Source organism: Streptomyces sp. MB09-02B (assembly GCF_033794485.1).
Classification (GTDB): Bacteria; Actinomycetota; Actinomycetes; order Streptomycetales; family Streptomycetaceae; genus Streptomyces.
The window spans coordinates 1-10,925 of the sequence record NZ_JARGEE010000309.1 but is presented as its reverse complement, the minus strand read 5'-3'; the positions used below and the strand labels follow the sequence as shown (position 1 = coordinate 10,925).

Genomic DNA, 10,925 nt, shown 5'->3' with positions numbered 1-10,925 from the left:
AATTTTTATAAAGGACAGTCCCCGTCCTTCTCGTCCTCCCCGTCCTCCTCGGCCGACACCCTCCGCACCGCCCTCGCGGGCCTGCTCGACGGGCTGCCGCCGAAGTCGGCCACGCAGGCGGTCGAGCGGCTGATCGCGAACTACCGGGGGCGGACGCCGACGGACGCGCCCGTGCTGCGGGACCGCTCGGACGTCGTCGCGTACGCGGCGTACCGGATGCCGGCGACGTTCGAGGCGGTGTGCTCGGCGCTGGAGGCGTTCGCGGCGGCGGTGCCCGGGTGGGTGCCCGGCGGTCATGTGGACGTCGGCGGGGGCACGGGCGCGGCGACCTGGGCGGTGAACGCGACCTGGGAGGGCACGCGGCCGATCACGGTGCTCGACTGGGCGGAACCGGCACTCGCGCTCGGGCGGGAGATCGCCGCGGCCAACCCGGAACTGAAGTCCGCCGAGTGGCAGCGCTCCCGCATCGGCTCGGCGCTCACCATCAAGGACACCGACCTCGTCACCGTCTCGTACGTGCTGGGTGAGCTGACCCCGGCCGACCGCACGGCCGTCGTCGAGGCGACCGCGACCGCCGCGCAGGCCGTCGTGATCATCGAGCCCGGCACCCCCGACGGCTACGCCCGTGTCATCGAGGCCCGCGACCGTCTGGTCGCCGCCGGTTTCCACGTCGCCGCCCCCTGCCCGCACAGCGCCGCCTGCCCCATCGTCCCCGGCGAGGACTGGTGCCACTTCTCGGCCCGGGTCAGCCGCTCCTCCCTGCACCGTCAGGTCAAGGGCGGCTCCCTGTCGTACGAGGACGAGAAGTTCAGCTACGTCGCCGCCACCCGCTGGCCCCCGACGCCGGCTCCCTCCCGCATCGTCCGCAGGCCCCAGATCCGCAAGGGCCAGGTCCTCCTCGACCTCTGCGAGACCGAGCCGGCCCTCGGCCGGACCACCGTCACCAAGCGCCACGGCCTGCTCTACCGGGCGGCCCGCGACGCGGAGTGGGGCGACGCCTGGCCGCCGCGGCCCGGGGACGACGACGGGACGTCCTGACCTCGTCGACGTCGCCCCCAACGCCGACCTCGACCTCGACCGCGGCCCGGTGCGCGGCCCCAGGATCGGCGAAAACCAGTTGCGCCGCGCACGCGGTCTGCGGCTATGTCATGGATCATGTCCACCACCCCGAACCTGGCCGAGATAACCCCCGCCAACCTGGACGCCGCGCTCGGCGTACGTGTCCGTCCCGATCAGGAACACCTGGTGGAGACGGTCGCGCAGTCGCTGGCCGAGGCGTACGTCCACCCCGGGGTCGCCTGGCCCCGGCTCATCATGGACGGCGACCGGGCGGTCGGCTTTCTGATGGCCTTCCTCGACATCGACTGGAAGGGCGACGGCTCGGGCACCGACATCCGTTCCGGGCTCTGGCGGCTCAATATCGCCGCTGAGGAGCAGGGGAGAGGCTACGGCCGCTTCGCCGTCGACTCCGTGGCCGCCGAGATTCGCCGCCGAGGCGGCGACCGCCTCTTCGTCACCTGGCACCCCGGCCCCGACGGCCCGGAGAACTTCTACCTGGGCCTCGGCTTCCGCCCGACGGGCGAGACCAGCGGTGACCAGCCGGTCGGCGTACTGGAACCACTCGGACCGGAGCCGGCCGGACCGGGGTCGACCGGACCGGGGTCGACCGGATGACCGTGTGTCTCGGTTCTCCGGGTGAGTTCTGCTGGATGGACCTCAAGACCCGTGATCTACCCGGCACCACCGCCTTCTTCGCCGCCACCCTGGGCTGGCACCTCACGGTGGACGAGGAGGACCCGCGCCGGTCCACGAGGATCACCACGGGAGACGGCCATCGCGTCGGCGGAGCGAGCGACCTGGCGAACCCCGTCTACCCGCCGGGCACCCCGGCCCACATCGCCTTCTACCTGGCGGTCGACGACGTCGACGCCCGCACCGCCACCGCCGTGGCGAACGGCGCACGGCTCGTCCTCCCGCCGTTCGACGCCGGAGACCAGGGGCGTGTCGCCACCCTGGTCGACCCGGTGGGGGCCGCCGTCTCCCTGTGGCAGCCGTACCGGTTCGGCGGATGGGGGTTCCCGCAGGGCGCCCCCGGCACCCCGCACCGCATGGTCCTGACCTGCCAACGGCCCGACAGGGCAAGGGAGTTCTACCGGAAGGTGACCGGCACGGCCCCCGTCCACGCCGACTTCGCCTCGGGCGACGCGCCGTCGCAGTGGGAAGTCGTCGTCGCCGTCGCCGACTTGGAGACGGTCGCCGCCCGCGCCCTCGGCCAGGTCGCGTGGTCGGCGGATCGTGGGCGTCCCGCGCTGCGGCTGACCAGTCCGGAAGGGCTCACCCTCCGGGTGGTCCAGCTCCGCCACGGCCTCGGGGACCGCTGAGACAGCGGCCCCCTCACCCATTCACGACGACTCGCCGGCCGTACGGCCCTCCTGTCGTTTCTCCTGCAGCTTGCGCAGCAGCTCCCGCTTCTGGGCCTGGGGGTCGAGGCCGCCGCCGACGCGACCGCTCGCGGGACCGCCGCGCAGGGCCTTGCGGCCTAGGTTCCGACGGGCGCCGCCCACTCCCAGCATGTTTCCAGCTCCACCTCGGGTCATGACACTCTCCCTATCCCGATGCAACGAGACGGTGCGTCTCGCCTATGACACCACCATGAGGCGAGACGCACCGTCTTGTCAACCTGATAAATTCGAGGCATGGCCAAAAAGACCTCCCCTGATTCCGCCCGGCGCAGCGAGAAGTCGCGTCGCGCCATCTACGACGCCGCCCTCGCCCTCATCGGAGAGGTCGGATACCAGAAGACGACGATCGAGGGCATCGCCGCCCGCGCCGGCGTCGGCAAGCAGACGATCTACCGGTGGTGGTCCTCGAAGGCGGAGGTCCTGCTGGAGGCGTTCCTCGACCTGAGCGCCCAGGCGGCGGAGGCCGCCGCCCGGCCGGAGGTGATCGGGGAGCACGCCGAGTACGAGATCCCGGACACCGGAGACCTCGAAGCCGACCTCAAGGCCGTCCTGCGCGCGACCGTCGACGAACTCCTCGACCCCAAGTTCGAGGTCCCCTCCCGCGCCCTGGCCGCCGAGGGAGTGATCAACCGGGAGCTGGGCGTCGAGTTCGTCGGCAAACTGCTCGAACCCCAGCTCCAGTTGTACGTGAAGCGCCTGCGCGCGGCCCAGGAACAGGGCGCCGTGCGCCCCGACATCGACCCGCGCATCGCCCTGGAACTCTTCGTCTCCCCGCTCGCCCAGCGCTGGCTGCAGTACACGGGCCCCATCTCGTACGCGTACACGGACGCCCTGGTCGAGTACGCCCTGCACGGCCTCGCGCCCCGCTGACCCGGTCAGGTCCGGCCGAGCCCGCCCGAGTGTGACCAAAGCGACCCGGCGCCGATCGGCCGGGGCCGCGGCGCCGACGGTAAATCCCCTCAAAACATGGAATAGCCAGCCTTCCCTGTCCGCACCCCGGCATCGCCCCACCTACCCCGGATGTGGTCTCCGGCCACCCGCGGCGCAGGATAGTGGGACGATGGGGACATGCTGTCCGCACCACAGCGAGGCGAGGCGATAGATGAGCGCGACGTTCGGCGGCCGGACCGGTCGGCAGGGCAGGTTCTCCGAGTGGCTGCGTGCCCGTCGTACCGGCCGCCCGCTCGACCCGGCCGCCGACGACACCGGCCGTGAGGAGCTGCTGCTCGCCGCGGCCGCCGCCGGACTCCCGCTCGCGCCCGCCGCGTACCCCTCGGGCTACCGGTGTTCGTGCGACCGAGTCGGCTGTCCCACCCCCGCCCGGCACCCGGTGTCGTTCGCCTGGCAGACGCAGTCCACCACCGACCGCGGCCAGATCGAGCGCTGGGCCCGGCACCAGCCGCAGGCCAACTTCATCACCGCGACCGGCATGGTCCACGACGTGCTGGACGTCCCGCTCGCCGCCGGCAGCGAGGCCCTGGAGCGGCTGCTCGCCGCCGGGATCGAGGTGGGCCCCGTCGCGGAGTTCGAGTCCGAGTCCGACGAAGGACGGCTCCTCTTCTTCACCCTCACCCGGGGCACCCCCGAGGACGAGGACGAGTGGTGGCCCTGCGAGCTGGACTGCCACCCCGAGACCATGGACGAGCACCCGGGCCTGCGCTGGCACTGCCGGGGGTCCTACGTCCTCGTGCCGCCGGCCCTGCTCCCGGGTGACCTGGGCGTCCACTGGGTACGCGGCCCCGAGCACCCGCTGCCGGACCCCCTGACCCTGCTGGAGATCCTCACCGACGCCTGCTCACGCCACGTGGGCGAGCAGCCGGACCACGCGAACACGGCCTGGCCCTCCCGCGGCTGACACCCCCGAGCGGCCGCCCGGCGGTAAGCCCCTACTCGCCCTTGGCCCCCGTCAGGCCGCCCACCTGGCTCACGACCCGCACCTGCTGGTCGGACTTCGTCTTCGCCGGATCGAGCACCGCCTGGTTGTTCACGAACTCCAGGGTCAGGGACTGCTTCGGCTCGCCCGTCATCAGGGCGCGCACGGCCGCGTCGTTGACGGGAATGCTCACCCCCGGCGCCGCGGTCTGCTTCTGGTAGTGGCGGGTGGTGAAGAAGACCAGCGCCCCGCCGTCCGTGGTGCGCAGACCGACCGGCGCGTAGTCACCGTTGGTGAGGGCCTCGTCGATGTGCTGCCGCGCCAGGCCCGGCTTCTCCGCGTTCCGCTGGCGCCGCGCGCGCTCCTCGGAGGTGTACGGCCCGTCCGCGAAGAGCGCGCTGTCCTCCTCCAGATACGTCACGTACCGTGCGGGCAACTGCGCGGGCTCCACGGAGAGTTCGGCGTCGTCGGGCTGCACCACCTGGGCGTGGCCGTCCTCGTCCTTCTCGAACTCGGGCATGTCGGCGGCGGGCACGATCGTGAGGAAGGAGACCTCCCACAGGTCGGTCAGCCCGTCCCGGGTGAACACGAACAGCCAACGGTCCGTCTTGTTGCCCTTGTTGGCGGTGGCGTCGACGACGAACCAGCGCGGCCACGCCGCCTTCTCCGGGATCGTGTACGTGATGTCGGCCAGCTTCAGCGGCACATGGTTCGGATTGCCGCTCGGGTTGATCTTCGCGCCCGAGCGGAGCTTGCCGCCGTCGATGTCGGCGAGCGCGCCGGTGACCCGGGCGGCGTCCTGGGACTGGTCGTTCGCCTTGTCCGCCTTGTTGTACGCCGTCGTGAAGTCCTGCAGCGCGCGCTCCGCCTCCGCCCGGGTCGCGGCGGGAAGGACCTCCAGATCGCCCCGGACCACCACGCACCCGCTCGCCGTCAACGACAGCGCGGTCACCGCCGTGGTCACCAGCGCGCCACGCCCGTACGCGAGAAGCCCGCCCCGGCGACGAACTCCGCCCCGGAGGCGAAGCCCGAGGAACCTCCCGCCCGTACGAACCGGACGAACCTCACGAAGCCCCAGTGGGCTCCGAACCCCGCGCACCCTGCTCATCAGGAATCTTCACCTTCCCCTTCCCGGAGGCGAACCCTACCGGGGCGAGGAACAGCGCGAGCGTCGGGATCAGGTAGAGGAGCCAGACCGTGACTTGCAGGACCGTCGGGTCGGGCTGGAAGTTGAACACACCCTTCAGGAGCGTGCCGTACCAGCTGTCCGGCGGGATCGTCCCGGTGATGTCGAACGCCTTGTCCGTCAGGCCGGGCACGAAGTCGGCCTCCTGGAGGTCGTGGAAGCCGTACGCGAGGACCCCGGCCGCGACCACGACCAGCATGCCGCCGGTCCAGGTGAAGAACTTCGCGAGGTTGATGCGCAGGGCACCCCGGTAGAACAGCCAGCCGAGCACCACCGCCGTCGCCAGGCCCAGCAGCACGCCGATCAGCGGGCCCTCGGTGCCGTCGCTCGACGCCCGTACCGACGTCCACACGAACAGCGAGGTCTCCAGGCCCTCCCGGCCCACCGCCAGGAACGCGGTCGCCACGAGCGCGCCCGTGCCCATCCGCAGGGCCGCGTCCAGCTTGCCGTGCAGGTCGGCCCTGAGATGGCGGGCGGTGCGCCGCATCCAGAAGACCATCCAGGTCACCAGACCCACCGCGATGATCGACAGGGAGCCGCCGAGCGCCTCCTGCGCCTGGAACGTCAGCTCCTGGGAGCCGAACTCGAGGACGCAGCCGAAGGCGAGGGCCAGCCCGACGGCCACCCCGATGCCGATCCAGATGGGCTCCAGCGCGTCCCGGCGGTCCGTCTTCACCAGATAGGCGATGAGGATGCAGACGACGAGACTGGCCTCCAGGCCCTCCCGCAGACCGATCAGATAGTTCGCGAACACGGCCTCAGCCCTTCGTCGATGAGCCGGTGAACAGCGCCCGCCCCCACCAGTCGTCCGCGTCCCGGACGCCCGGCGGCACCGCGAAGATCGCCGAACCCACGTGCTGGATGTACTCGTTGAGCGCGTCCGTGGCCAGATTGCGCTGCACCGGGATGAACCCCCTGCGCACATCACGCTGGTACGCGAGGAAGAACAGGCCCGCGTCCAGCCGGCCGAGGCCGTCCGTGCCGTCGGTGAAGGAGTAGCCGCGCCGCAGGAGCGTCGCCCCGCCGTTGGAGTCGGGGTGCGCGAGCCGGACGTGCGCGTCCGGCAGCATCGCCTTCAGGAACGGCTCGTCCCGCTCCTTCGCCTTGCCCACGGGCGCGCCCTCGCCCTTGTCGCGGCCGAAGATGTCCTCCTGCTCCCGCAGCGAGGTCCGGTCCCAGGGCTCGATGTGCATCCGGATACGGCGGGCGACGAGGTACGAACCGCCGGTCATCCAGGCCGAGTCCGCGTCGACGTCCTTCTCGTCCACCCACACGAACTTCTTCAGCCGGTCCGTCTCGGTGCCCGCGATGTTGCGGGTGCCGTCCTTGAACCCCATGAGGTTGCGCGGGGTCTGCGCCTCGGGCGTCGTCGAGGAGGTCTTGCCGAACCCGAGCTGCGACCAGCGCACCGACACCTTGCCGAAGCCGATGCGGGCGAGGTTGCGGACGGCGTGCACGGCGACCTGCGGATCGTCCGCGCAGGCCTGCACGCACAGATCCCCGCCGCTGCGGGCCTTGTCGAGGTTGTCACCGGCGAACTGCGGCAGGTCCACCAGGGCCTCCGGCCGCCGCCCCGCCAGACCGAACTTCTCGAACAGCGACGGCCCGAACCCGATCGTCAGCGTCAGCCGGGACGGCTTCAGCCCCAGCGCCTCCCCGGTGTCGTCCGGCGGTGCCTCCGGCAGACCGCCGAACCCGCCGTCGCCGACCGCCTTCCCGGCCGTCATCCGGCGCGCGGCGGCCGTCCAGTCCTTCAGCATCGCCACGAACGCGTCGCGGTCGTCCGTCTCCACGTCGAACGCGGCGAAGTGCAGCCGGTCCTGCACGGGCGTGGCGATCCCGGCCTGGTGCGCGCCGTGGAAGGCGACGGCCGCCCCGGCCGCGGGGGCCGCCTCGTCGCCGGTGCGCGCCACCGCGACCGCGCCCCCGGCCGCGGCGGCACCGAGCGCGAGCCCGGCCCCGCCCCAGCCGATGAGCGAACGCCGCGACGGAGTACGGGGATCGGAGGAGTCCTTGGGGGGCATCGTCACTTCACCACGGCTGCCGCGAGCTGGGAGAGCGGCTCGGCGAGCGCGTTCACCGCGTCCGACAGCTCCTTGCGCTCCGCCTCGCCGACCTTGTCGTAGGAGACGAAGTCGTACCCGGTCTTGTCCGCGCGGTACTTGTCGAGGAGCGTGTTCAGCGCCGCGAACTGCTGGTCGAGTTCCTTCGTCAGCTCCGGGTCGTTCTCGGCGGCGACGGACTTCAGCAGCTCGTACGACTCCTCGGCGCCCTCGACGTTGGCCTTGAAGTCGACGAGGTCGGTGTGCGAGTAGCGCTCCTCCTCACCGGTGACCTTGCCGGTGGCGACCTCGTCGAGGAGCTCCTTGGCGCCGTTGGCCATGGAGGTCGGGGTGATCTCCGCCGTGCCGACCCGCTTCTGCCAGTCCTCCAGGTCGGTCACCAGCTGGTCGGCAAGTTCGGAGTCGCGGTCGGTGAGCTTGCCGTCCTGCCACAGCGAGCGCTCCAGACGGTGCCAGCCCGTCCAGTCCTTCTCTGCGCTTTCATCGGCCCGGCCCTCCTCCAGACCGTCCTCGCGCACATCGACCTTCGGGTCGATGTCACCGAAGGACTCGGCGACCGGCTCGGTGCGCTCCCAGCCGATGCGGGAGGGCGCGTACGCCTTCTTCGCGGCCTCGACGTCCCCGTCCTTGACGGCCTCGGCGAACACCTTCACCAGCGGGATGGTCTCGTCGGCCTGCTCCTGCGCGTACTTGCGGTACGAGGCGACCGCCTTGTCGAGCCGCGGGTCGCGCTCGGCGATCTTCCCGCCGCCGGTGGCCGTCACGGCCTGCCGTATGCCGTCGCCCTTCATGCCGGGCTTGCAGGCGATCTGGTACTCGCCCGCCTTCACCTCGGCGGTGACCTTCTGCTTGGTGCCGGGGCCGATGTTCTCGCGCTCGGTCACCACCCGGTCGTCCGGGAACAGGATGTAGACCTCGGTGACCTTGGAGCCCTTGTTCTCGATGTCCAGTTCGACGTGGCCCGCCGGGAACTCCTTCTTCGACACCTCGCACTTGGTGTCGGTCGCGGTCACCGCGATGACCCCGTCCGCGCCCGCGCTGCTCTTCTCGGTGCAGCCGGTGACGGCGGTCAGGGCGGCCACGGTCGTGGCGGCGGTGACGACGGAGAGTCTGAGGGGGCGCATTTTTCGGCTCCAAGGAAGGACACAGGGGACACACAGAGAAGGTGAGGCCGCCCTAAGTTATCTGAGGCTAACCTCACCAAATGCCGTACTCCCAGTGAAGCCCTCTCCTCCGAACCGCACGAGCACGGCCCGATCACGGTGGCTCAAAACAGCCGCCATCATCCGGTCAACAGCAGGTCAAGAGACCCATTCCCCGGTCAAGAGCCCCGTTTCGGTGTGATCAGGACATCGCCGGTCCGCGGATGCGGGAACACGTCCACCGGCTGCCGGTACACCTCCGACAGCAACCCCTCCTCGAAGACCCCGGCCGGCGGCCCGTCCGCCGCGATCCGTCCGTCGCGCAGTACGGCCACCCGGTCCGCGTACGCCGCCGCCAGTCCCAGATCGTGCAGGACGACGACCACCGCGTCCCCGGCCCGCGCCCGCTCCCGGCACACTCGCAGCACCAGCTCCTGATGCCTGAGGTCCAGCGCGGCGGTCGGCTCGTCGAGCATCAGCAGCGGCGCCCGCTGCGCGAGCACCCGCGCCAGCGCGACCCGGGCGTGCTCGCCGCCGCTCAGCGCGGAGAAGGGCCGCGCCGCGAACCCGGCGACCTCGGTCACCGCCATCGCCTCCGCCACGGCCACGTCGTCGGAGTCCACCGCGTCGTCCCCGTCCGGCTGCCGCGCCCAGGGCGCCCGCCCCATCCGTACGACCTCCTCCACGGTGAACGGGAACGACAGCGTGGCCGACTGCGGCAACACGGCCCGCCGCAGCGCCAGTTCAGGCGCCGACCAGTCACCCACCGGCCGCCCGTGCACCCGTACGACCCCACCGGCCACCGGCAGATCCGCCGCCAGCGCGCCCAGCAGCGTCGACTTGCCCGCGCCGTTGGGCCCGACCAGCGCGAGCACCTCACCGGCGCGGGCCGCGACGGACACACCGTGCAGGACCTCGCGCGCACCGAGGCGGACGGTGACGCGGTCGGCCTCGGCGAGAACGTCACCGGGGCGGGAAGGGGACGGGGGAGTGGGAGCCCCCGAACGCAATCGCCCCAGGAGCAGCCCACGCAGGGACCCCGTGCCCGATGAAGCGGACCTCGTGCCCGTCGTGGACTTCGTGCCCGATGTGCCCTTCATGCCCAGCCTCCCTGCTTGCGACGGGTCCTGCGGAGCAGCCAGAAGAAGAACGGGCTGCCGATCAGGGCGGTGAGGACGCCCAGGGGCAACTCGGCCGGCTGGACGATCGTGCGGGCCGCGAGGTCCGCCGCCAACAGGACGACCGCCCCGGCGAGCGCGCTGCCCGGGATCAGGAACCGGTGCCCCGGCCCGGCCGCCATCCGCAGCAGATGCGGCACGACGAGCCCCACGAACCCGATGACGCCCGACACGCTCACGGCGGCGGCGGTCAGCAGCGCGACGACCAGGATCAGCACGACCCGCAGCCGCTCCACGTCCACCCCGAGATGCCGCGCGGGCCGCTCCCCCAGCGCGAGCAGGTCCAGCTTGCGGGCGTAGAACGGCGCCACGGCCAGCCCGATCACCGCGCACGGCAGGACGGCCAGCACCTTCGGCCACGTCGACTGCGCGAGCGAGCCCAACTGCCAGAACGTGATCTGGTTGACGGCCGCCGTGTCCTCCGCGAGGAAGATGAACAGCCCGATCGTGGCGCCCGCGAACGCGTTCACCGCGATACCGGTCAGGATCAGCGTCACGACCTCGGTCCGGCCGCCCGACCGCGACATCGCGTACACCACGAACACGGTGATCAGCCCGGCGACGAACGCGAAGACCGACACCGTCCAGTTCCCGAGGAACGTGATCCCGAACGCGATCGTCGCGACCGCGCCCACCGCCGCGCCCAGCGAGACCCCGATGACACTCGGCTCCGCCAGCGGGTTCCCGAAGACGCCCTGCATCAAGGCCCCCGCGCACCCGAGCGACGCGCCGACCAGCAGCGCCAGCACGATCCTCGGGAACCGCACGTTCCACAGCACCGACTCGGGAACGCGTGCCAGCTCCGCCCCGCCCAGCCCGATCCGATGGGCGACCGAGGAGACCACGTCACCGGTGGGGATGGGATAGGCCCCGAGCCCCCCGGCGACCGGTACCAGCACGAACAGCGCGACGACGAGGCCGACGGTGAGGAGCAGCGGGGCACGCCGCGGCCCGGCGGCGGAGGACCGCCGGCCGTCCTTCTCCGGGCGGCCCGGCACACCCGCGCCCCCCTCCCCGGTCC

General features: G+C 71.7%; 12 protein-coding genes. 5 read left to right on the top strand and 7 right to left on the bottom strand.

Features of this window, described 5'->3' with window-relative positions:
* The 3 genes from P1P70_RS32070 to P1P70_RS32060 all read left to right on the top strand — a co-directional run.
* Window positions 1-1,038 (top strand): small ribosomal subunit Rsm22 family protein (locus tag P1P70_RS32070; protein WP_319244035.1); only part of this gene is annotated, 1,038 nt, incomplete at its 5' end.
* Window positions 1,039-1,155: 117 nt separating this feature from the next.
* Window positions 1,156-1,674 carry a GNAT family N-acetyltransferase gene (locus P1P70_RS32065; RefSeq protein ID WP_319244033.1) on the top strand — a complete coding sequence of 173 codons (519 nt, stop codon included), beginning with the start codon at window positions 1,156-1,158 and terminating at the stop codon, window positions 1,672-1,674.
* A gap of 35 nt (window positions 1,675-1,709) precedes the next feature.
* The gene (locus tag P1P70_RS32060) at window positions 1,710-2,381 is read left to right on the top strand and encodes a VOC family protein (protein WP_319244031.1); all 672 of its coding nucleotides are present in this window, start codon (window positions 1,710-1,712) and stop codon (window positions 2,379-2,381) included.
* Between the two features lie 21 nt (window positions 2,382-2,402).
* Here the strand turns inward: P1P70_RS32060 and P1P70_RS32055 are convergent, their stop codons facing one another.
* Window positions 2,403-2,597, bottom strand: coding sequence for a DUF6243 family protein (locus P1P70_RS32055; protein WP_319244029.1), 195 nt, complete (start codon window positions 2,595-2,597; stop codon window positions 2,403-2,405).
* 99 nt (window positions 2,598-2,696) lie between these two features.
* Here P1P70_RS32055 and P1P70_RS32050 point away from each other — a divergent pair, with 99 nt between their 5' ends.
* Together P1P70_RS32050 and P1P70_RS32045 are read left to right on the top strand one after the other, a co-directional pair.
* Window positions 2,697-3,332, top strand: a complete 636-nt coding sequence (locus tag P1P70_RS32050) for a TetR/AcrR family transcriptional regulator (RefSeq protein WP_319244027.1) — start codon at window positions 2,697-2,699, stop codon at window positions 3,330-3,332.
* A 232-nt stretch (window positions 3,333-3,564) separates the two neighbouring features.
* Window positions 3,565-4,317 (top strand): bifunctional DNA primase/polymerase, encoded by a 753-nt coding sequence (locus tag P1P70_RS32045; RefSeq protein WP_319244025.1) that lies wholly within the window; start codon window positions 3,565-3,567, stop codon window positions 4,315-4,317.
* 31 nt (window positions 4,318-4,348) lie between these two features.
* Here P1P70_RS32045 and P1P70_RS32040 read toward each other — a convergent pair whose 3' ends face one another.
* From P1P70_RS32040 to P1P70_RS32015, 6 genes are all read right to left on the bottom strand, one after another.
* Window positions 4,349-5,443, bottom strand: a complete 1,095-nt coding sequence (locus tag P1P70_RS32040) for a hypothetical protein (RefSeq protein WP_319244023.1) — start codon at window positions 5,441-5,443, stop codon at window positions 4,349-4,351.
* Entirely contained in the window at window positions 5,400-6,275 is an 876-nt protein-coding gene (gene efeU / locus P1P70_RS32035) for an iron uptake transporter permease EfeU (protein WP_319244021.1), read from the bottom strand. Before efeU ends, P1P70_RS32040 begins: the two co-directional genes overlap by 44 nt.
* 4 nt (window positions 6,276-6,279) lie before the next feature.
* Window positions 6,280-7,545, bottom strand: a complete 1,266-nt coding sequence (gene efeB, locus P1P70_RS32030) for an iron uptake transporter deferrochelatase/peroxidase subunit (protein WP_319244019.1) — start codon at window positions 7,543-7,545, stop codon at window positions 6,280-6,282.
* Window positions 7,546-7,547: 2 nt separating this feature from the next.
* A complete protein-coding gene (efeO, locus tag P1P70_RS32025; protein ID WP_319244017.1) occupies window positions 7,548-8,708 on the bottom strand; it encodes an iron uptake system protein EfeO in 1,161 nt (386 codons plus the stop codon).
* Window positions 8,709-8,905: 197 nt separating this feature from the next.
* Window positions 8,906-9,760: a heme ABC transporter ATP-binding protein gene (locus tag P1P70_RS32020; RefSeq protein WP_319244039.1), complete on the bottom strand. Its 855-nt coding sequence runs from the start codon at window positions 9,758-9,760 to the stop codon at window positions 8,906-8,908.
* Between the two features lie 62 nt (window positions 9,761-9,822).
* On the bottom strand, window positions 9,823-10,839 hold the full coding sequence (locus tag P1P70_RS32015; RefSeq protein ID WP_319244037.1) for an iron ABC transporter permease: 1,017 nt from the start codon (window positions 10,837-10,839) through the stop codon (window positions 9,823-9,825).
* Window positions 10,840-10,925 lie beyond the last annotated feature (86 nt).